General features: G+C 64.0%; 20 protein-coding genes and 1 riboswitch. Of the genes, 14 read left to right on the top strand and 6 right to left on the bottom strand.

Annotated elements, in window-relative coordinates; all coding sequences use genetic code 11:
• The first annotated feature begins 23 nt into the window (after positions 1 to 23).
• From H7C86_RS29295 to H7C86_RS29280, 4 genes are read left to right on the top strand one after another with little or no spacing between them, the layout of a single operon-like run.
• Positions 24 to 1,394: an NtaA/DmoA family FMN-dependent monooxygenase gene (locus H7C86_RS29295; RefSeq protein WP_020906676.1), complete on the top strand. Its 1,371-nt coding sequence runs from the start codon at positions 24 to 26 to the stop codon at positions 1,392 to 1,394.
• On the top strand, positions 1,391 to 2,215 hold the full coding sequence (locus H7C86_RS29290; protein ID WP_019749504.1) for a DUF1684 domain-containing protein: 825 nt from the start codon (positions 1,391 to 1,393) through the stop codon (positions 2,213 to 2,215). Before H7C86_RS29295 ends, H7C86_RS29290 begins: the two co-directional genes overlap by 4 nt.
• Positions 2,212 to 3,354: an LLM class flavin-dependent oxidoreductase gene (locus H7C86_RS29285; RefSeq protein ID WP_047888733.1), complete on the top strand. Its 1,143-nt coding sequence runs from the start codon at positions 2,212 to 2,214 to the stop codon at positions 3,352 to 3,354. The genes H7C86_RS29290 and H7C86_RS29285 overlap by 4 nt, the downstream gene beginning before the upstream one ends.
• Before the next feature lie 28 nt (positions 3,355 to 3,382).
• On the top strand, positions 3,383 to 3,880 hold the full coding sequence (locus H7C86_RS29280) for a nucleoside deaminase (protein ID WP_167343319.1): 498 nt from the start codon (positions 3,383 to 3,385) through the stop codon (positions 3,878 to 3,880).
• A 30-nt stretch (positions 3,881 to 3,910) separates the two neighbouring features.
• Here H7C86_RS29280 and H7C86_RS29275 read toward each other — a convergent pair whose 3' ends face one another.
• A complete protein-coding gene (locus H7C86_RS29275; protein WP_020968843.1) occupies positions 3,911 to 4,852 on the bottom strand; it encodes an alpha/beta hydrolase family protein in 942 nt (313 codons plus the stop codon).
• A 115-nt stretch (positions 4,853 to 4,967) separates the two neighbouring features.
• Between H7C86_RS29275 and H7C86_RS29270 the strand changes: the two genes are divergently transcribed.
• From H7C86_RS29270 to H7C86_RS29245, 6 genes are all read left to right on the top strand, one after another.
• Positions 4,968 to 5,675, top strand: a complete 708-nt coding sequence (locus tag H7C86_RS29270; RefSeq protein WP_020968844.1) for a hypothetical protein — start codon at positions 4,968 to 4,970, stop codon at positions 5,673 to 5,675.
• Entirely contained in the window at positions 5,675 to 6,148 is a 474-nt protein-coding gene (locus tag H7C86_RS29265; RefSeq protein ID WP_182262729.1) for an RDD family protein, read from the top strand. Before H7C86_RS29270 ends, H7C86_RS29265 begins: the two co-directional genes overlap by 1 nt.
• Positions 6,145 to 6,492, top strand: coding sequence for a YidH family protein (locus H7C86_RS29260; protein WP_019749510.1), 348 nt, complete (start codon positions 6,145 to 6,147; stop codon positions 6,490 to 6,492). The genes H7C86_RS29265 and H7C86_RS29260 overlap by 4 nt, the downstream gene beginning before the upstream one ends.
• 107 nt (positions 6,493 to 6,599) lie before the next feature.
• Entirely contained in the window at positions 6,600 to 7,613 is a 1,014-nt protein-coding gene (gene fgd / locus H7C86_RS29255; protein ID WP_003944371.1) for a glucose-6-phosphate dehydrogenase (coenzyme-F420), read from the top strand.
• Positions 7,614 to 7,759: 146 nt separating this feature from the next.
• Positions 7,760 to 9,838, top strand: a complete 2,079-nt coding sequence (gene pta / locus H7C86_RS29250) for a phosphate acetyltransferase (protein ID WP_003944313.1) — start codon at positions 7,760 to 7,762, stop codon at positions 9,836 to 9,838.
• A 2-nt stretch (positions 9,839 to 9,840) separates the two neighbouring features.
• The gene (locus H7C86_RS29245; protein WP_019749511.1) at positions 9,841 to 11,040 is read left to right on the top strand and encodes an acetate kinase; all 1,200 of its coding nucleotides are present in this window, start codon (positions 9,841 to 9,843) and stop codon (positions 11,038 to 11,040) included.
• Positions 11,041 to 11,055: 15 nt separating this feature from the next.
• On the opposite strand, the gene H7C86_RS29240 is transcribed toward H7C86_RS29245, so the two are convergent.
• From H7C86_RS29240 to H7C86_RS29230, 3 genes are read right to left on the bottom strand one after another with little or no spacing between them, the layout of a single operon-like run.
• Positions 11,056 to 13,413, bottom strand: a complete 2,358-nt coding sequence (locus H7C86_RS29240) for a serine/threonine-protein kinase (RefSeq protein WP_113682321.1) — start codon at positions 13,411 to 13,413, stop codon at positions 11,056 to 11,058.
• Between the two features lie 7 nt (positions 13,414 to 13,420).
• The gene (locus H7C86_RS29235; RefSeq protein ID WP_020968847.1) at positions 13,421 to 14,407 is read right to left on the bottom strand and encodes a glutamate ABC transporter substrate-binding protein; all 987 of its coding nucleotides are present in this window, start codon (positions 14,405 to 14,407) and stop codon (positions 13,421 to 13,423) included.
• A gap of 14 nt (positions 14,408 to 14,421) precedes the next feature.
• Complete coding sequence (locus tag H7C86_RS29230; protein WP_029254777.1) at positions 14,422 to 15,783, bottom strand: hypothetical protein; 1,362 nt, start codon at positions 15,781 to 15,783, stop codon at positions 14,422 to 14,424.
• Positions 15,784 to 15,941: 158 nt separating this feature from the next.
• Between H7C86_RS29230 and H7C86_RS29225 the strand changes: the two genes are divergently transcribed.
• Positions 15,942 to 16,601, top strand: coding sequence for an NUDIX hydrolase (locus tag H7C86_RS29225; RefSeq protein ID WP_099698628.1), 660 nt, complete (start codon positions 15,942 to 15,944; stop codon positions 16,599 to 16,601).
• 79 nt (positions 16,602 to 16,680) lie between these two features.
• On the opposite strand, the gene H7C86_RS37465 is transcribed toward H7C86_RS29225, so the two are convergent.
• Positions 16,681 to 16,812 carry a hypothetical protein gene (locus H7C86_RS37465; protein WP_003944354.1) on the bottom strand — a complete coding sequence of 44 codons (132 nt, stop codon included), beginning with the start codon at positions 16,810 to 16,812 and terminating at the stop codon, positions 16,681 to 16,683.
• Positions 16,813 to 17,060: 248 nt separating this feature from the next.
• Complete coding sequence (gene thiE, locus H7C86_RS29220) at positions 17,061 to 17,756, bottom strand: thiamine phosphate synthase (protein ID WP_019749516.1); 696 nt, start codon at positions 17,754 to 17,756, stop codon at positions 17,061 to 17,063.
• 26 nt (positions 17,757 to 17,782) lie between these two features.
• A riboswitch (TPP riboswitch) is annotated at positions 17,783 to 17,929 on the top strand.
• On the opposite strand from thiE, the gene thiO reads away from it, so the two are divergent.
• The 3 genes from thiO (at position 17,929) to H7C86_RS29205 (ending at position 19,965) form a co-directional block, all read left to right on the top strand.
• Positions 17,929 to 19,008, top strand: coding sequence for a glycine oxidase ThiO (thiO, locus tag H7C86_RS29215; protein WP_060939860.1), 1,080 nt, complete (start codon positions 17,929 to 17,931; stop codon positions 19,006 to 19,008). (Overlaps the previous riboswitch by 1 nt.)
• Positions 19,005 to 19,220: a sulfur carrier protein ThiS gene (thiS, locus tag H7C86_RS29210; protein ID WP_003944402.1), complete on the top strand. Its 216-nt coding sequence runs from the start codon at positions 19,005 to 19,007 to the stop codon at positions 19,218 to 19,220. Before thiO ends, thiS begins: the two co-directional genes overlap by 4 nt.
• Positions 19,213 to 19,965, top strand: coding sequence for a thiazole synthase (locus H7C86_RS29205; RefSeq protein WP_007726857.1), 753 nt, complete (start codon positions 19,213 to 19,215; stop codon positions 19,963 to 19,965). The genes thiS and H7C86_RS29205 overlap by 8 nt, the downstream gene beginning before the upstream one ends.
• Positions 19,966 to 20,139: the final 174 nt, after the last annotated feature.

Here is a 20,139-nt window from a genome sequence, read left to right as displayed (position 1 = left end):
GCGAACAGAGAACAGGAACACCGATGACACAGAACAGGATTCGCAAGCAAGTTCATCTGGGTGCTCATTTCCCCGGCGTGAACAACACCACGGTGTGGACCGATCCGGCGTCCAAGAGCCAGATCGAGTTCAGCTCGTTCGAGCATCTCGCCCGCAGTGCCGAACGCGGATTGTTCGACTTCTTCTTCCTCGCAGAAGGTTTGCGCCTGCGCGAGCATCAGGGCAAGATTCACGACCTCGACGTGGTCGGTCGCCCGGATACGTTCAGTATTCTCAACGCGGTTGCCGGTGTGACAACGCATCTCGGCCTGGCCGGGACGATCAACACCACGTTCAACGAGCCGTACGAGTTGGCCAAGCAGTTCTCGACGCTCGATCATCTCTCCGACGGCCGCGCCGCGTGGAATCTGGTCACCTCTTCGGATGCCTTTACCGGTGAGAACTTCCGCCGCGGTGGGTATCTGGAGCATTCCGAGCGGTACGCACGCGCAAACGAGTTGGTCGACGCAGTACGGACGCTGTGGGACAGTTGGAGCATCGATCGTCCGATCGTCGACCGTGAGCGCGGCGTTTTTGCCACCGACCAGCAGGTCGGTCAGTTCCAACACTCCGGTAAGCAGTTCGACATCACCGGACGCTTCGAAGTACCTCGGAGTCCCCAAGGACACCCAGTCCTGCTGCAGGCAGGTGACTCCGATGAAGGACGCGAGTTCGGCGCCGCCAAGGCAGACGCCATCTTCACCGGGCACGGAACGCTCGAAGCAGGCAAGGCCTTCTACGCCGACGTAAAGGGACGCTTGGCCAAGTACGGACGCACGCACGCAGACCTCAAGATTCTCCCCGCCGCCACCTTCGTGCTCGGTGACAACGCCGCGGACGCACAGGAGAAGGCGTATCACATCCGGCGGCAGCAGGTCGGACCCCAGACTGCCATCGCTTTTCTCGAACAAGTCTGGGGCAGAGACCTTTCCCAGTACGACGCCGACGGCCCGTTGCCGAAGGAAGATCCGTCGGACGACGTCAACATCACCCGCGGACGCGTCCGCCACGTCAAGGATCCGCGAGCGGTCGCAGATCAGTGGCGTGCCAAGGCCGAGGCCGAAAACCTCAGCATCCGTGAACTCATCATCGAAGTAACTGCCCGCCAACAGTTCGTGGGTAGTGCAGCGGAGGTGGCTGCCGAGATCGACACCTACGTCCAGGGCGACGCGAGCGACGGATTCATTCTCGTTCCCCACATCACCCCCGCGGGCCTCGACGAGTTCATCGACACCGTCGTACCAGAACTACAGGACCGCGGCAGTTTCCGGACCGAATACTCAGGAACCACCCTGCGCAGCCATCTCGGGCTGCGCCACCCGTACGAGCAGGCTGAAGGAGTCCGCGCATCATGACCGTTACCGACACTTCCACCAGCACCTTCACCGGCGAGTGGAATGCTTGGCATGCCTCGCGCGACGCCACCTTCAGTGAGCCACTCGGCTGGCTGAGCCTGACTGCGTTGCATTGGCTGGTTGACACCGATTCCACCTTCGCGGACCTGCCCGGTGCGTGGCGCGCCGACGCGAATGCCGTTGTCGTCACCGCGACGCCGGCCGACGACCTCTCGATCGACGGCGTCGCAGTGGACGGTTCAGTCACTCTGAATCCGATCGAGGGTGCGCCGGGACTGATCGTCAAGCAGGGCGCGCGGTTGGTCGAGGTCATCCGCCGCACCGGCGAGGTGGCTCTGCGGATCCACGATTCGTCGGCCCCGGCATTGGCGCAGTTCAGTGGTATCCCGACCTTCGAGCCGAACCCGCAGTGGCGCATCGAGGGTGTCTTCACAGCTTTCGAGGAGGCTCGCACGGTGACGACAGGTGCGGTCGTCGAGCGCCTCGAGCATCATCACGACGCCCGCGGAACCATCAGCTTCGAACACGATGGTGCAACGCATACGCTGATTGCGTTCGCGGGCAAGGACAACGGCTTTCACATCCTGTTCACCGACGCGACCAGTGGTGTATCCACCTACCCGGCCGCACGCTCGCTGCACGTGAGTGCACCGGAGCCCGGTGGTGCGGTAGCCCTCGATTTCAATCGGGCGTCGAACCTGCCCTGCGCCTTCACCGATTACGCGACGTGCCCCGTCGCCCCCGCCGAGAATCGTTTGCCGTTCGCGGTGGAAGCCGGCGAGAAGACACCGAATACCCGCGACGGAAGCGCACCGAGGTGAGCGCGCCCCTGTCCGTACTCGATCTCTCGCCGATCAGTGAGGGTGAAACGGCCCGCCAGGCCTTGCGGAACTCGCTGGACCTCGCTCGTTCTGCCGAAGCGTGGGGATACAAGAGGTACTGGGTCGCCGAACACCACTTCGTCGGCGTAGCCAGCTCGTCACCGGCCGTTCTGGTCGGACTGATTGCGGCCGCGACCAACACCATTCGCGTCGGCTCGGCCGCCGTGCTGCTGGGCAACAACACGGCAGCTCAGGTGGTCGAGGCCTTCGGTACCGTCGAAGCGTTGTATCCGGGTCGTATCGATCTCGGTATCGGGCGCAGCGGGCAGCGTCGGGTGGAGGCACTTCGTGCCGTCGCTGCCGGAACGCCTGCCCCGGCAGAATCGAAGCGGGAGACCGTCGTACGCGACGGCGTCGTGATCCCGGCGCCCTTCGATCCAACCGGTCTTCTCACGTCACCGAGATTGCAGGCGTCGTTCGAGGCATTGGCGTTTCCGGGCGCACAGGCGCCCGATTTCGAGCAGCAGGTCGACGACATACTCTCGCTCCTGAACGGCACCCACCGCACCCGCGACGGCATCGAATTGCACGCCAGTCCCGGTGAGGACGCCGACGTCGAATTGTGGGTGTTCGGAAGCAGCGCAGGCCCCAGTGCCGAACTCGCCGGACGACTCGGATTGCCGTTCGGCGCGAATTACCATGTGGCGCCCTCGAGTACGCTTGATGCCGTCGAGGCATACCGTGCAGCATTCCGACCGTCGGCAGTTCTGTCGGAGCCGTATGTCGTCGTCTCCGCGGATGTTGTTGCTGCGGAAGACGATGCGACGGCGAGGGAGTTGGCGTCGACGTTCGCGCACTGGACGCACAGCATTCGCAGCGGGCACGGCGCCATCCCGTACCCCGATCCGGCCACAGCGCTCCCACTTTCCGATGCCGACAAAGCAGTAGTGGAGGATCGGCTGATCACGCAGTTCGTCGGTTCACCCACCACCGTCGCCGACAGGCTCGACAGTTTGCAGAAGCTCACCGGAGCGGACGAATTGGTGATCACCGGGGTGACCCATCGGCACGAGGATCGCCTGCGCTCGTACGAGCTGCTTGCCAAGGAATGGGGACTACCCGCACTACTGGCGGCATGAGCTTGCCTTGGTCCATTAGTGTCGAGTGATGTTTTCGCCCCGAGATGCGCTTTCCCTTGCTCTTGACGTAGCGCGTGAGGGCATGGAGCTCGGGGAGATGCCGATCGGGGCAGTCGTGTTCGACGACGACCGTGTGCTCGGGCGGGCGTATACGCAAGAACGGGCACTCGGCCGACGGGTAGTCCATGCGGACCTTCAAGCGCTCTTGCAGGCCGACGAGGCTCTCGGGTTCACTCGAGCGTCAGGAGAATTGACATTGGCGGTCAATCTCGAACCATGCCTGATGTGCATGGGTGCCGCGATCACACTCGGCGTGTCCCGGGTGTGGTTCGCTCTCGAATCCCCGAACGACGGTGCAAGGGAACTCGTGCAGCTGTGGGCGCCGCCTGAGGAACTTCCGTTTTTCCGGAAACCGCGTGAAGTCCTCGGCGGCATTCGCCGTGACGAATCGCGAAATCTGTTCGCTGAATACGCCACTGGCACTGGCCCCGCCGGGATGCGGGACTGGGCGCGCAGTCTCACCTGACGCCATGGCTTGAAAGGCGGGCCGTGAGGCTTACGCCCCGATCGCGCCCGCGATCATCGGCCACGACGCACGCATGTCGGCTTCGAAGAGTCCCCAGGTATGGGTGCCTTCAGGTCGGAAGCTGAACGTCGCGGGAATGCCGAGCTGACCGAATCGACCCTGTAGGGCAGCGGTGCACATGTTGGTGATGCCTTCGAGCACAGCGCCGGGAACGACGCCGGCAGCCATCGCCAATGAGTTGATTCCGTCCACCGGACCGGGAAGGCCGTTGCCGGTGGAGATGAACAGCGCTGTGCCGCGCAGTTTCTCGGCATTGATCAGCGGGTCGTGAGCAGCCCACTGCGGGCTACCCCACGGCCCCCACATGTTGGCTGCGTTTCCTCCGCCGAGTATCTCGACCATCGAGCGCACCGCTGCCTGGCCGAGCGGGTCGCCGGCGCGCGGGCAGCCGCTGTACGAGCCGACGGCGCGGTAGGTGCCAGGCGACTGGATCGCGAGGTCCAGAACCGGTCCACCGGCCATCGACACGCCGCCGAGTGCGTTGACGCCGGTCGTGTTGTATCGAGCGTTGACCGCTGCCGGTAGTTCCTTGGTGAGGTAGGTCTGCCATTTGTTGCGGCCGAGCACCGGATCGTCGGCGTTCCAGTCGGTGTACATGCTGAACTTGCCGCCGACCGGCATGACCACGTTGACGTGCTTGTCGTCGAAGAAGTCACGAACTCCGGTGTTGTTGAACCAAGAGATCCCGTCCTCACCGCCGCCGACGCCGGTCAACAGGTAGAAGGTCGGGGCGGGGCCACCGCCGGCCGGGGAAATCACGTCGTTGGCGATCCAGCGGTCCATGGAGGGGGAGTAGACATCGATGCGGCTGACCACTGAATCCGCGCTCGCGGTCGGCGTGCTGAGGCCGAGAAAGCCGGCAGCCATGGCCACCGCCATCGTCAAGCGGGCCGTGAATCGACGTGCCTTCATTATTTCCCCCTGGCGCAAGCCGGACAGCGTATTTGTGCCTACCAACAGTGGCACAATGCGAAGGAGAGTGACGAATGTCCGGATAACAGTCCGGTAAGAAGATGGAGACAATTGGGTGGGATCGCAGTCGCATCACCCCGAATCCGACGTGATTCGGCTGGCCTTCGGGCTGGCCGCGATCACGGCTGGTGCGGCGCGCAGAACCGCTGGTCTCGCCATTGATTCGGTGCAGCGGATCCCCGTTGTCGGTGACGCACTCGACGACGCGATCACCCAGGTAGCCACCCGCGGCACGGAAGCGATTCGCTCGACAGCGGAATTTGCCGATTCTACGTTGAGAACGGTGATCAAAGCTGTCGTCGACGCTGCTCTTGCCGAAGTCGACATCACGAAGATCGTCGTGGACCACGTGGACATCGACAAGATCGCCGAGAACATCGACGTGGACAAGATTGCTGAACGGGTCTCGCTCGAACCGATCATCGATCGCGTCGACATCGATGCGATCGCAAGCCGACTCGACGTCAAAGCAGTGATCGATCGCCTCGACCTCGACGGCATCGTCGACAGCGTCGACCTCGAGCGCCAGATCGACCGCGTCGACCTCCTCAAGATCGCCGACCAGGTCATCGAGGGTGTCGACCTCCCACAGATGATTCGTGAATCGACCGGTTCACTCTCCACCGAAGCCGTGCACGGGGCGCGCGTGCAGGGGATGCAGGCGGACGACGCTGTCGCCGGGTTCGTCGGACGATTGTTCGGCCGCGACAACGCACCACCCTCACACGAGCCGCATCCGGACACGAACGCAGGTGAACGCTAGTGGCCCAGGAGAATTCCGGCCCGGCCGGAATCGTCACCCGCGGCCTCGCCGGACTGATCGACCTGGGCGTCGTGCTGATCCTGATGGGTTCCATGTACGTGGCCTTGGCCTTTGTTCGATTGCTCTTCTCGCCGCAGAGTTTCACGTTCTCGGAACCGGGAATCTTCCTGTCCACGACGGCATTTCTCGGCGTCTCGGTGGCCTACCTGACTGCCTGCTGGGCGACCACCGGCCGAACTGTCGGTTCCCTCGTGATGGGGTTGCGGGTGATCACGTCGGGTCACCGGTTGGTCCGTTGGCCGCTCGCCTTCATCCGTGCGGTGCTCTGTGTGCTCTTCGCCTTCGGATTGCTGTGGTCGGCGGTCGATCGGCGGCGACGATCGTTGCAGGACATTGTTCTGCGCACCGAGGTCGTCTACGACTGGCGTCAGGACCCGGATCTGGTGGCACCCCACGGAGGCGAGCACGCATGAGTGAACCGAACCGCCCGGACGAGCGATTCACCCTTGCCAGCGAGCGCACCTTCCTCGCGTGGATGCGTAGCTCGCTTGCCCTGCTGGCGGGCGGCATTGCCGTCGTCCAGTTGGTCCCCGAGTGGAGTACAGGGTGGGTTCGTACGGCGCTCGGTCTGACGTTGATCGCACTCTCGGCAGCAGCCGCCCTCGTCGGTATGCGACGCTGGCTACAGGTGAAGAAGGCGCTCGAGGACGGAGCGGCGATGCCGGAACCGCATGCGCTGTGGCTGTTCGCACTGGCATTGGCCGGGGTTGCCGTCGCGGCCGGCGTGGCAACGGTGGTTACCAGCCTCGCTCGCTGAGATACCTCGTGAGATACGCAGAGAAGTCCGAGCGGTGTCTGGATAGTCTGCAAAGAACGAGAAGCAAGTCAGAGAAGTAAACGAAACAGACGACAAGGGAGTGCACGGTGGCGCAGGAACTCAAGCTCGGATACAAGGCATCGGCTGAGCAATTCGGCCCTCGCGAACTGGTAGAGCTGGCAGTTCTGGCAGAGCAGCACGGCATGGATTCCGTTGCGGTGAGCGATCATTTCCAGCCGTGGCGCCACAACGGTGGACACGCGCCGTTCTCGCTCGCCTGGATGACGGCCGTCGGTGAGCGCACCGAGCGCGTGCAGATCGGCACGTCCGTGATGACGCCGACGTTCCGCTACAACCCGGCGGTCATCGCTCAGGCGTTCGCGACGATGGGATGTCTCTACCCGGGGCGCATCATGCTCGGCGTCGGCAGCGGTGAGGCTCTCAACGAGATCGCCACCGGCTTCCAGGGTGAGTGGCCCGAGTTCAAGGAACGCTTCGCGCGCCTGCGTGAGTCGGTGCGGCTGATGCGTGAGCTGTGGCTGGGCGATCGTGTCGACTTCGAAGGCGAGTACTTCACCACTCGTGGCGCGTCGATCTACGACGTCCCCGAGGGTGGGATTCCCGTGTACATCGCGGCCGGTGGACCCGTTGTCGCCCGGTACGCGGGACGTGCCGGTGACGGCTTCATCTGCACCTCCGGCAAGGGCATGGAGCTCTACACCGAGAAGTTGCTTCCGGCGGTTGCCGAGGGCGCGGCCAAGGCCGAGCGCGACGTCGCCGACATCGACAAGATGATCGAGATCAAGATCAGCTACGACACCGACCCGGAGGCTGCACTCGAGAACACGCGCTTCTGGGCGCCGCTGTCCCTGACGCCGGAGCAGAAGCACAGCATCGAGGATCCGATCGAAATGGAAGCAGCTGCCGACGCTCTGCCCATCGAGCAGGTGGCCAAGCGCTGGATCGTCGCTTCCGATCCCGACGACGCCGTCGAGCAGGTCAAGGCCTACGTCGACGCCGGTCTCAATCACCTGGTGTTCCACGCACCGGGCCACGATCAGCGCCGCTTCCTCGAACTGTTCGAGCGTGACCTCGCGCCCCGCCTGCGTGCTCTTGGCTGATCCTCGAGATCAACTGAACGGTGTCTGCCACTCGACGTGTGGCAGGCACCGTTCGTCTTTCTCGTAGCGGCCGGTTGTCGGCTGCACCGTGAGCGTGACCACGATCAGTGGCAAGGTGGGCGGCGGCCCACACTAGGCTGTTGGGCATGCCAGAAGCGCCCGCTGCCGTGTCGAGTGTCTACGTCGCCTCCCCTGAAGGTGACACCGGAAAATCCACCATCGCGCTTGGCGTACTGCAGATGCTGTGCGCGACCGTCGCCCGGGTCGGTGTCTTCCGCCCGATCGCCCGCTCGACCGAGGAAACCGACTACATCCTCGAACTGCTGCTAGAGCACACCACTGCCGATCTCTCCTACGCCGACGCACTCGGCGTCACCTACGAGCAGGTTCACGCCGATCCCGAAGCTGCACTGGCCGACATCGTGGCGAAGTACCACACCGTGGCCGAGCAGTGCGACGCCGTCGTGATCATCGGAAGTGATTACACCGACGTCGCAAGCCCCAGCGAACTGAGCTTCAACGCCCGCATCGCCGTGAACCTGGGAGCGCCGGTCCTGTTGGCGGTTCGAGGCGCTCGGCGCAGCGTCGAGGAGGTTGCTCAGCTCGCGCACCTGTGCGCCGCCGAGTTGGCCGCCAACCACGCTCACCTGCTCGCGGTCGTCGCCAATCGCTGCGATCCCGACAAGCTCGACGAGGTCACCGCAGCCCTGTCCGACATCGGAGTTCCGACGTGGAGCCTGCCGGAGATTCCGTTGCTCGTCTCACCCACGATGGCCGAGTTGATGGAAGCCACCGGCGGCGAGTTGTACTCGGGTGACCCGGAACTGCTGCACCGCGAGGCACTGAAGGTGATGGTGGGAGGCATGACCGCCGAGCACATCCTCGAGCGTCTGGTCGAGGGCATGGTCGTCATCGCGCCGGGTGACCGCTCGGACGTGCTGCTCGCGTTGCTCAATGCGCATGAGGCGGAGGGATTTCCGTCGCTCGCGGGCATCATCATGAATGGCGGGATCACACCGCACCCGGCCATCGCGGCGTTGATGGCCGGCCTCAAACAGCGTCTTCCGATCCTCACGACAACCCTCGGCACTTTCGACACCGCAAGCGCTGCAGCCCAAACCCGCGGACGCGTGGCAGTCGGTTCGCAGCGAAAGGTCGACACTGCGCTGAGCTTGATGGAACAGCGCGTCGACGCCGACGTCCTGATGGACCGACTGGCACTGCCGATTCCGTCGGTCGTGACCCCACAGATGTTCGAGTACAAGCTCATCGACCGCGCTCGACGCGATCGCAAGCACATCGTCCTCCCGGAGGGTGACGACGACCGGATCCTGCGCGCGGCCGGCCGGCTGCTGCAGCGCCAGGTTGCCGACCTGACGATCCTCGGCGACGAACCCAGTGTGCGTCGACGCGCAGCGGAACTCGGCGTGGACATCAGCGGCGCGCAGGTCCTCGCGCCCGCGCAGTCCGAGTACACCGAGCGCTTCGCACAGGAATACACCGCGCTGCGGGCGCACAAGGGCATGACCATCGAGCGGGCACGCGAGGTGATCGCCGACATCTCGTACTTCGGAACGATGATGGTGCACTTGGGTATTGCCGACGGCATGGTCTCCGGTGCCGCCCACACCACCGCTCACACGATCCGGCCCTCGTTCGAGATCATCAAGACGGCCCCCGGAGTTTCGACGGTTTCGAGCATCTTCCTGATGTGCCTGGCCGACCGCGTTCTCTCCTACGGTGACTGCGCCGTGGTTCCGGACCCGACGTCGGAGCAGTTGGCGGACATCGCGATCTCGTCCGCACAGACGGCGTCGCAGTTCGGTATCGATCCGCGCATTGCGATGCTCTCGTACTCCACCGGCGATTCGGGCAGTGGAGCCGACGTCGACAAGGTTCGCACCGCGACCGCTTTGGTGCGCGAGCGCCGACCGGACCTGTTGGTGGAAGGGCCCATTCAGTACGACGCGGCCGTCGAGCAGAGTGTCGCTGACAAGAAGATGCCGGATTCTCTGGTGGCGGGCAAGGCCACGGTGTTCGTGTTCCCGGACTTGAACACCGGCAACAACACCTACAAGGCAGTGCAGCGTAGCGCCGGCGCTATCGCCGTCGGCCCGGTTCTGCAGGGACTGAACAAGCCGGTCAACGATCTCTCGCGTGGAGCGTTGGTCCAGGACATCGTCAACACCGTGGCTATCACGGCAATACAGGCACAGGGAGCGTAAGCGTGAGCGACGGCACCGTACTGGTCATCAATTCCGGCTCGTCATCGATCAAATTTCAACTCGTGCATCCGGATACAGCGGAATCGGTAGCGCACGGCCTCATCGAGCGCATCGGTGAACCCGACGGCCACATCGTCTACAACCACCGCACCGGAGTCGAAGACCGCAGCCTCCCCATCGCCGATCACCGTGCGGGACTGAAGATGGTGCTCGACATCGTCGCCGAGGTCGGACGGCCGCTGAGCGAGGCAGGAATCATCGCCGTCGGTCACCGAGTCGTGCACGGTGGTGACATCTTCTATTCGCCGACGCTCATCGACGACGGCGTCGTGAAAGCAATCGAGGATCTGTCGAACCTTGCGCCGCTGCACAATCCGGCCAACGTGATCGGTATCGAGGTGGCGCGCGAAGAACTGCCAGACGTTCCGCACGTAGCAGTGTTCGACACTGCCTTCTTTCACACGCTGCCCGCCGCAGCGTCGACCTACGCGATCGATCGGGATGTGGCCAAGGCCAACCAGATTCGTCGATACGGCTTCCACGGGACCTCACACGAATACGTGTCGGGACGAGTCGCGGACTTCCTCGGCAAGGATCCGGCCGAGCTGAATCAGATCGTTCTGCACCTCGGAAACGGCGCTTCGGCCTCGGCAATCAAGGGCGGCAAGGCTATCGACACCACGATGGGCCTCACCCCGCTCGAGGGTCTTGTCATGGGCACCCGCAGTGGCGACATCGACCCAGGCATCATCTTGCACCTCAACCGCAACTCGGGAATGAAGGTCGACGAGATCGACGACCTCCTCAACCGTCGTTCCGGTTTGAAGGGACTGTCGGGAGTCAACGATTTCCGTGCCCTGCTCGCACTGATCGAGGGCGGCGACGAAGACGCACAACTTGCCTACGACGTCTACGTACACATGCTCCGTAAGTACATCGGCGCCTTCATCGTTCAACTCGGTGGCGTCGACGTCATCACCTTCACCGGCGGTGTTGGCGAGAACAACATCGACGTACGACGCGACAGCCTGGCCGGCCTTTCCCGACTCGGAATCGAGGTCGACCCGGCTCTCAACGAGGCGAAGAGCCGCGACGAGCGTCGTATCTCCGCATCCACGTCGGCCGTCGAGGTGCTGGTGGTCCCCACCAACGAGGAGTTGGCGATCGCCCGCGCGGCGAAGGCTTTGGTGGCCGCGCTGTAAATCTCGGGGAGCGCGTCAGAAATTGCTGCGCGGACGCACCGCGTTCGCCCGGTCCACGAGGGCGTAGCGGTGCGTGCGGGAGGTCGTGGCGCGGGCGAGGGCGCGAAGGCAGGCTTCGGCTCCGGTGCGCAGACCCTGCTCGGTGAATGGCAGGTCGAGGATGGGTTCGAGTTCGGTGTGCGAGCGGTTTCCGTAGCGAATCCAATCGAGTGCCGTGCCCAACACCAGGGTTCGCATCTGCAGACTTCGGCTCTCCTCGGCCGGTAGCGCGCGAACGCGACGGGCGGCTTCCCTCAGAGTCGATTCGTCGAGTTCGGCGATCGGAACGCCGGACAGCATCGTCAGAGCGCTCGACATCCGTGCGACGTTGTAGTGCCGGGAAGACGTGGGAACTTCGTCGAGGGCGGCGATGGCTGCCTTCTTGTTGCCGTGATCGGCGAGTTGCCTGGCGAGCCCGAATGCTGCGCTGACGTAGTTCCGTTCGGTCCGCCAGACGGTGCGGTAGTACTTCTCCGAGAAGCGGCACCATTGGTCCGGGTCGTCGCTCTCCCAATGCTGGAGGATCAGTTCTGCCGTCGCCGCCAACGCGAGTTTGGGTGCAGCCTCGCCCGGCAGAGCCGTCAGGACGGTCTCGAAATGACTGAAGGCGGGCTCGAATCGGTCCAGTTGCAACGCTGCAAGCCCTCGATACCACTCGATCTTCCAGTGATCACCGATGCTCTGCTGGAGTTCGTCCAGAACACTCAGCGCGGTCTCCGGATCGCCGAGATCGAGATGAGCCTTGGCCTCGGCCAGTCGGACCTCGCCGGAGATGGCGGCCGCCGGTGTGCCTGACGTTCGGTCGATTCCGTTCTCGCGGGCGTGTTTCAACGCATCGAGAGTCTGAGACGGTTCGCTGTGCACCGCTGCCGCCAGCAACGGCGCGCTGGGATCGGTGGGGTCGACCAACGGGATGGGAAGTGCGTGCGCAACTTCGCGCGGATCGAGAGCAGCGTCGTGGCTGACACCGTCGACGTACACATCGGTTTGCCCGACCAATTCATCGGTGCCGAAAGACGTTCGCTGCCTGCTGAACACGAGCGAGAGCCCGGGATTCTCCTGCCCGGTCTGCTCCGCGAGGATTTCTCGCAGAACGCCGGTGAGTTGGCCCGCGATCTCCTCGGCCGACTGGAAACGCTTCTTCGGATCCGGGTCGGTGGCGCGCAGCAGCAGGCGGTGGAAGAACTCGTTGTCGCGCAGTAGTGGCTCGTCCTCGGGTTCGGGAAGGCCGTCGAGGTACCGTCCGTGCTTCGAGGGCATGTCGAGGGTGAGAACCGCGAGTGTTCTTCCGACGGTGAAGATGTCGGAGGCGATGGTCGGGCCGGTCTCGATGATCTCCGGCGCTTGATAGCCGGCAGTGCCGTACAGGTATCCGTAGTCTTCGATCCCGGACACGGCGCCGAGGTCGATCAGCTTCAGTTGGTCCTCGGTGACCATCACGTTCTCGGGTTTGAGGTCGTTGTACGCCAGGCCGGTGGAATGCAGATAGCTCAGCGCCGGAAGGATTTCCAGTACGTAGCCGATTGCCTGCTCGATCGGCATGTGCTTGCCGTCCGGGAATTCGGCCAGCACCTCGCGCAATGATCGTCCGCCCACGTACTCCATGACGATGTACCCCATGGGTGTCCCGTCCGGGCGCGGATGCTCGACGAAGTTGAAGATCTTGACGATGCTGGGGTTGGCGACCTCGGCGAGGAACTGACGCTCGGCCACCGCAACGGCTTGCGCTTCGGAATCACCGAAATGCAGGAGTCCCTTGAGAACTACCCACCTGTCGCTGACATTACGATCGATCGCGAGGTAGATCCATCCGAGGCCGCCGTGCGCGATGGGCCCTTGAACCTCGTACTGACCTGATACCAATTCGCCCTCTTCGAGGAGTGGGCGGAAGTCGAAAGTGGAACCGCACTTGGGGCAGGTGCCGTGCTGAGTTGCCTTGGTGCTTGCGCTCTTACGGCCGACCGGTTCGTTGCATTTCCAACAGAACCGTTTGCGCTCGGGGACCGTCGGGTCACTCATCACCGCAGATGCGGGGTCGATCTGCGGGACGGGGGGAACTTCGACCAGGCCGCCGCCGAGGCGCAGCTTTCGTCCCGACCGGCTGCGGCGGGATCGAGTGGAGCGGCCGGTCGGGGAGGAGGATGCGGACGGCGTGGTTCCTCGTATCTGGGCCGAGGTCGGTTCGAGGCGCTCGTAGGCGCCGGTGGCTTCGGGTTCGGGGCGTACGGAGGCTTGCGTGGAGTCAGGCTCGCGGTGAACCGCCTGCGTGGAGTCAGGCTCGGGGCGTACGGAGGCTTGCGTGGCGTCGGGCTCGGGGCCGGATTCTTCGGTCATGTCAGCCTCAATCCCGGTAGACGGCCGGCGGGGGACCGGGTGACGGACCGAGGACGCTGAGCCAACGGTCGTAGATACGGTTCCAGGTCCCGTCACCCCGGATCCGCTCGAGGGTTCCGTTGACGAATCGGACCAAGTCGGGGTTGTCCTTGTTCACTCCGATTCCGTAGGGCTCGACGCCCAGTGAACCACCGACCATCATGAGATACGGGTCTTGCGAGGCGAGTCCGGCGAGGATCGTGTCGTCGGTGCTGATCGCGTCCACCTGCCCCTGCTGGAGGACGACGAGGCAGTCGGACCACATCGGGACGGTCACGACGGTGGCTTCGGGTTGGAGCTCCTGGATTCGCGTAGCCGACGTCGTTCCCCGGGCAGCGCAGACTCGCTTGCCTGCGAGATCGGCGATGCCGCGTACCGGTGAACCCTGCAGGACCTGAATTCGTTGCTCGGCGGAGAAGTACTGCGTCGAGAAGTCGACCTTCTCGCGCCGCTCGCACGTGATGGTCATGGTTTTGACGACCACGTCGACCATGGATTCCTGGAGTGCGGCGATCCGATCGTCCGAGGTCAGGATTCGGTACTCGATCTTCTCCGGGTCGCCGAGCAGATCGCGGGCGATCTCGCGGGCGATGTCCACGTCGAAGCCTTCGAGGCGTCCGGTGGCTGGATCGCGAAAGCTCATGAGGTTGGAACCGGTGTCCAGGCCCACGATCAGCCGCCCGCGGGCGCGGATGGCGTCGAGGCTCGGCGTGGGTGGCTGCGGAGATGCGTCTGCGGGTGTGGGGCGCAGGCTCGCAGTGAGGTTGGTGCACGACGCGGTAGTCGTCGGTGTCGGACTGGGCGCGATGGTGGCCTCGGCCGGCAGCGGCGGTTCCGTGTACGACGTGGCGGCCGCGTTGTTCAGGTCTTCGGCTCGATCTGCACCGCAACCGGCGAGCGCCAGCACGGACGCTGCCAGAACCGCGACGCACACGGCCGGGAGCTTCCTCCGCATCTCCGGTACTCCCGTCACTGATACTCCCGCAGTCGGGGCCAGAACCCGATGAAGATTCCGGCAACTCCGAGAACTGCCAATACAGTCATGCCCGGTGCAGAGGCAGCCAACACACGTGAGGCGTACGAGACGTCGGACCGAAGATTTGTGCGCGAATCCACGATTCCTTGCCAGAGTTCGTGATCGAGCTTTCCGTATTCCGCGGCCGAATCCTGTTCTCCGGAGCCGATGGTGATGGCGGCAGCGGAAGTGAAGTCGCCGGTCCCGAGACGGTCGTACATGCGCGTGTGCGCAGCCACCCATTGCTCGCGCGAATCCAGTGCGGCGGTCAGCACCTCGTTGTTCACTCGGGCGCGTTCGTCGCTGCGTAGGCCCTCGAGGATGTCGCGCAGGGCGTCGACCTTGCGAGTGAACGTCACGTTGTCCTCGGCAGTTGAATCCCGTCTCGCCAACGTGAGGGTTTCGACGGTACGTGCCTGCTGTGCCATGATCCGGGCCTCGGTCAGTTCGTGCAGTGGCTCGGCGCCCGCGTCGAGTGCACGTCCGGTGGCAAGTGCGGACACCAGTCCGACGGTGAGCAGCCACAGCAGCGCAGCCGCGACGGCGAGCGAGGCAAGGATCAACCCGAGATTGAAGCGTCGGCGACTCTTGCGGGAGAAGTACACCTGTGTTGCCACCAGCGCGCACAACACGAGGACGAATGCCACGATCGGCCACCACGGTGGAGTCTCGAAATCGCGCTGTACCTGCGAGACCAGGGTCTCCTGCGAGGCGTGCAGTTGCTGAGCCATCGGCAGCAGCGAGGTCTGCATCAACTGCGAGGCCTCGCTCAAATATGCTGCCCCGACCGGGTTTCCGACGCGATTGTTCGCCCGTGCAGTTTCGACCAGCCCGGTGTAGACGGAGAGGTCGGTCGAGATGGTGGTCAACGCGCTGTGCCCGGCAAGATCAGTCGAGTCGAGACCGGCCGACGCCTGGACGATCTCCGCCGACGCCTCACCGATCGACTGCGTGTATCGGTCGCGTACTTCGGCGGGTTCGAGGCCGCCGGAGATGAAGGCGGTGGCCGCGGCGGCGTCTGCCAAAGACAACGCGCTGTAGAGGTTCTGGGCCGAGTTGGCGAGAGGTTCGGTTTCGACGAGGAGGAGGTCGAGGTTCGCCTGTCGGTTCTCGATCGCTGCGGTGGCGAGGAGTCCGGCGATCAAGGTGATCGCAATCAAGATCACTCCGACGACGGTCAACCGGCCAGGCGTCGAGGACATGAATGCCTGGAGTTCGCGCCGCAGAAGTGCTCGCTCGTCCTCCGCCGATACCGAAGTGCCCTCGGAGGGCGGCAGCGACCGGGGTTCGATGGACGGGACGACACGGTCGACCATCGAGCACCTCACTTCGCTGTAGGCGGGCTACCGAGAAATGATGCCGCCGAGAAATGATTCAGGGCATCTTCGCGAGCATATAAGCATCACCTACACCTGGAGCAGTTTGAAACGGTTAGTGTGGGACAACGGCGAGAGCAGGCGGAGCGAGGTAGTCGATGCGTGGTGACGGTGACGGTTGGTCGATCGGACCGGACGGTACTCGGCATTGGGGTAAACACGGAGCCGCTGGACTGCTTCTGCGCGCCCCCGATTCGGACGGATCGCCCCTGGTCTTGCTGCAGCATCGTGCGGCGTGGAGCCATCAAGGTGGTACCTGGGCATTGCCCGGTGGAGCACGGGACTCACACGAAAGCACGACGCACGCCGCTGTCCGGGAGGCACACGAAGAAGCCGGAATCGCCGAAGACGCCGTTCGCGTCCGCGGTGAGGTAGTGACGATGCACGCGGAGAGCGGGTGGACCTACACCACCGTCGTGGCTGATGCGGCACATCCACTGTCGACGGTTGCCAACGGTGAGAGCACCGAGTTGCGGTGGGTGCGTGAAGCCGACGTCGATTCGCTGCCATTGCATCCGGGATTCGGTTCCTCGTGGCCCGAGCTCCGAACTGCGCCTGTACCAGCCGAGACCGAAGACCTACAGGCCGGCGACCCACACACCGTCGTACTCGAAGACGGTGGCTTCGGATGGTTGTCGGTCAGCTCGCACCAAGGCAGTTCCCACCAAGGCAGTTCCCACCAAGGCAGTTCCCACCAAGGCAGTGAGCAGTCAGGCAGTGACCAGAACCTGTCCGAGGCGTCGAGTACGCAGTCTTAACAGGGCATATACAGCAGAAGGACCGGACTCCTCAGGAGTCCGGCCCTTCTGTGTTTCGGTCTCCCGACCGAAACGAGGCTCAGCTGAGCGAGTTCAGCGCCGTGATGAAGCTGACCGCGGTGATACCGAGCTTGAGCAGCTCGCTGATCTTGCCGAGGTTCAGGTCTTCGAGCGATTCGGTGCTGAGCGAGCCGGTGTCGAGGGATCCCATTTAGTGCTCCTAGGTTCAGTTAGTAACTGGAGGTAAACTACAACAAACCGAATGGGATGTGACACGCAATCGAAACAACTGTGATCAAGATCACGTAATCCGACTTTTCGGACATCCAATCGCACCTAGGAACTGGGGGTTTGTTGTCTGATCGGACAACTTCCGTTCATGTTTCGAGTCAGGCGTGCTGACCCGTAACTGTGTGGAAATCGCCCGGCAAACAGTTGACGGTCGCCAGTTACCGGTTTTCAGCGTCCAGCGACGGCCGCGGCGAGGCGCTGCGCAGCCGCCTGCGGATCCGACGCCTGCGTGATTGCACGCACGACGACGATGCGCGTGGCACCGGCATCGAGCAGCTCCGGCAGGCGTTCCTCGTCGATACCGCCGATTGCGAACCAGGGGCGCGGCGGTGCGGCGTCGGCGGTCGATCGAACCAGTTCCAGACCGGACGCACTTCGATTCGGTTTGGTCGGTGTCGCCCAGACCGGCCCGGTGCAGAAGTAGTCGACGCCCTCTTCGATTGCGGCCAGACTCGCCTGCGCGCGACTACTCGTCGAACGCCCGATGACGACGTCTTCACCGACAACGGTTCGTGCGTAGGGGACGGGAATGTCGTTCTGCCCGAGGTGGAGGATGTCGGCACCGGAAGCCATCGCGAGATCCGCGCGATCGTTCACGGCCAACAATGCGCCGTGGCGTCGCGCTGCGGCCGCGAGAATGCCCAGTGCTACCAGTTCGTCCTTGGCCTCGAGCGGGCCGAACTCGCGCTCACCGGCAGAGCCCTTGTCACGCAATTGGATGATGTCGACTCCGCCGGACAATGCTGCCTCGGCGAACTGCGCGAGGTCGCCTTTCTCGCGGCGCGCGTCGGTGCACAGGTACAGCCGTGCTGCTGCCAGGCGCTCGCGCCGGTCGATGACGTTACTGGGATGTGTGGGGTGCACGGAGCAAACGGTAGCCTCTAGGGAGCAAGGTTCGACACGGGAGTCCTGAAACGTCGCCGTCACTTTTTGTCGTGACTGCGAGGTTCGTGGGGCTGAGAGGGGATCGCGACCAGATCCCGACCGTCAGACCTGACCCGGATCATGCCGGCGCAGGAAGTGGAGGTGGAGTTTCGTGAGTACACACGCTCGTACGGTGTCGGTTGTCGGCGGCGGTGTCATCGGTCTCGCCATTGCGTGGCGAGCAGCCCGCGACGGGTGGTCCGTTCGGTTGTACGACCCGTCCATTGGATCAGGTGCTTCGTGGGTGGCGGGCGGAATGCTCGCCCCGCTTTCCGAAGGCTGGCCGGGTGAAGAGACAGCGTTGACGGTTGGTGCAGCGTCCCTGGCACGGTGGCCGACGTTCGGTGAGGAGCTCGGAAAGTTCGGGCCATCGGTCTTCACCGCGGACAGTTCGCTGACGGTTGCACTCGATGCGGCCGACGCGCAGGACCTGCAGACCATCGCCGAGTGGGTGACCGCGCAGGGCCATGAACTCGAAGTTCTCGGTCGCGCCCGCATCCGCGAACTCGAACCGATGCTCGGCCGGGGCATCCGGTCGGGACTGATGGCTGTCGGTGAGTCCGCCGTCGACAACAGACTTCTCTTGGAGGCGTTGCAGAAGGCCTGTGCGGAATCCGGCGTCGAATTGATCGCGCGTGCCGTCAACGACCTCGCCGAACTCGACACCGATCAGATCGTGCTCACCGCCGGTATCGCGTCACCCAAGCTGTGGCCCGGGTTACCGGTACGCCCGGTCAAGGGCGAAATCCTTCGCCTGCGGAGTAGGCCTGGAGTCACCCCGGCGCCCAGCCGCACCATCCGCGGAAGCGTCCACGGGCGGCCCGCCTACCTCGTCCCGCGCGGTGACGGAATCGTCGTCGGCGCAACACAATACGAGTCCGGTGAGGACACGCAGGTCACGATGGCCGGAGTACGGGACCTGATCAACGACGCCGAGGCGCTGATGCCGGCGATCGGCGAATACGAACTGTACGAATGCGCGGCAGGCCTGCGTCCCATGACGCCGGACAACCTGCCCTTGATCGGGCGCGTGTCCGATCGTGTTGTCGTCTCCACCGGACACGGACGCAACGGTGTCCTGCTGACGCCCGTCACCGCCGATGCGACGGTCGCGTTGCTGAACGGCACATCTTTGGTCGAGGTAAAAGGAACCGAACCCGAGCGGTTCGCAGTAGTTAAGGAAAATTCATGAGTGAGCAGGTCCCGATCGGGATCACCGTCAACGGCGAAGATCTCGAGTTCGATCGAGCAGTCACGGTGACCGAGCTACTGACGCACCTCGAGTTGCCGAGCAAGGGTATCGCCGTCGCCGTCGACGGTGCGCTCTTTCCTCGCGGGCGTTGGGACGAATCCGTCGGACGTGGTTGGGAAATCGAGATCCTCACGGCGGTGCAGGGTGGCTGAACAGGACCTTCTCACTATCGCTGGCCGCAGCTTCGGTTCCCGGCTCATCACCGGAACAGGCGGCGCCGCCAACCTTGCGGTGCTCGAGGAAGCGCTTGTCGCCTCCGGCACCGAACTGACCACCGTCGCGATGCGGCGAGTCGACGCGGCCGGCGGCACGGGTGTTCTGGACCTGCTTCGTCGTCTCGGAATCGAACCGTTGCCGAACACCGCCGGGTGTCGGGGCGCCGCCGAAGCAGTGCTGACGGCGCAGTTGGCACGCGAAGCGCTCGAGACGAACTGGGTCAAACTCGAAGTCATCGCCGACGAGCGGACACTGCTGCCCGACGCAATCGAACTCGTCTCCGCCGCAGAACAATTGGTGGACGACGGATTCACCGTTCTGCCGTACACGACGGACGATCCGGTGCTGGCGCTTCGCCTCGAAGAGGTTGGTTGCGCTGCGGTCATGCCGCTCGGTTCACCCATCGGCACCGGGCTTGGTATCGCGAATCCGCACAACATCGAGATGATCGTCGAGCGCGCCGGCGTACCCGTCATCCTCGACGCCGGGATCGGAACGGCCAGCGACGCCACCCTTGCCATGGAGTTGGGCTGCGACGCCGTCCTACTTGCGACAGCGGTGACGCGGGCCAAGAATCCCGCGCTGATGGCGTCGGCGATGCGTCACGCTGTCGTGGCAGGTTTCGAGGCGCGGCACGCCGGCCGGATCCCCAAGCGATTCTGGGCTCAAGCGTCGTCCTGAGGGACGAGATCCGGGTGATTTCTCGGGGTTCTGCCCGAATTGCCCGGACTCATGTCCTACCTGAGTACCACTCGGAACTAGACCTGTGGCCGATGTGCTGGTCATTGCCGGTAGGGCAGAGTTCTCCTCATGATTGAACTGAGGGGATTGACCAAGGTTTACGGACCGACGAAA

It is taken from the genome of Rhodococcus sp. UFZ-B548, assembly GCF_903819475.1.
Lineage (GTDB): Bacteria > Actinomycetota > Actinomycetes > Mycobacteriales > Mycobacteriaceae > Rhodococcus_F > Rhodococcus_F erythropolis.
The sequence above is the reverse complement of the archived record's forward strand: the minus strand, read 5'-3'. Positions and strand labels throughout refer to the sequence as shown.

Excerpts from the sequence above, each read along its gene's own strand:
- H7C86_RS29295 (WP_020906676.1), top strand. The coding sequence starts at position 24 with ATGACACAGAACAGGATTCGCAAGCAAGTTCATCTGGGTGCTCATTTC.
- H7C86_RS37465 (WP_003944354.1), bottom strand. The coding sequence starts at position 16,812 with ATGGGATCCCTCGACACCGGCTCGCTCAGCACCGAATCGCTCGAAGAC.
- H7C86_RS29235 (WP_020968847.1), bottom strand. The coding sequence starts at position 14,407 with ATGCGGAGGAAGCTCCCGGCCGTGTGCGTCGCGGTTCTGGCAGCGTCC.
- H7C86_RS29260 (WP_019749510.1), top strand. The coding sequence starts at position 6,145 with ATGAGTGAACCGAACCGCCCGGACGAGCGATTCACCCTTGCCAGCGAG.
- H7C86_RS29230 (WP_029254777.1), bottom strand. The coding sequence starts at position 15,783 with ATGGTCGACCGTGTCGTCCCGTCCATCGAACCCCGGTCGCTGCCGCCC.
- H7C86_RS29275 (WP_020968843.1), bottom strand. The coding sequence starts at position 4,852 with ATGAAGGCACGTCGATTCACGGCCCGCTTGACGATGGCGGTGGCCATG.
- thiS (WP_003944402.1), top strand. The coding sequence starts at position 19,005 with ATGAGTGAGCAGGTCCCGATCGGGATCACCGTCAACGGCGAAGATCTC.
- H7C86_RS29225 (WP_099698628.1), top strand. The coding sequence starts at position 15,942 with ATGCGTGGTGACGGTGACGGTTGGTCGATCGGACCGGACGGTACTCGG.
- pta (WP_003944313.1), top strand. The coding sequence starts at position 7,760 with ATGCCAGAAGCGCCCGCTGCCGTGTCGAGTGTCTACGTCGCCTCCCCT.
- H7C86_RS29240 (WP_113682321.1), bottom strand. The coding sequence starts at position 13,413 with ATGACCGAAGAATCCGGCCCCGAGCCCGACGCCACGCAAGCCTCCGTA.
- H7C86_RS29290 (WP_019749504.1), top strand. The coding sequence starts at position 1,391 with ATGACCGTTACCGACACTTCCACCAGCACCTTCACCGGCGAGTGGAAT.
- H7C86_RS29280 (WP_167343319.1), top strand. The coding sequence starts at position 3,383 with ATGTTTTCGCCCCGAGATGCGCTTTCCCTTGCTCTTGACGTAGCGCGT.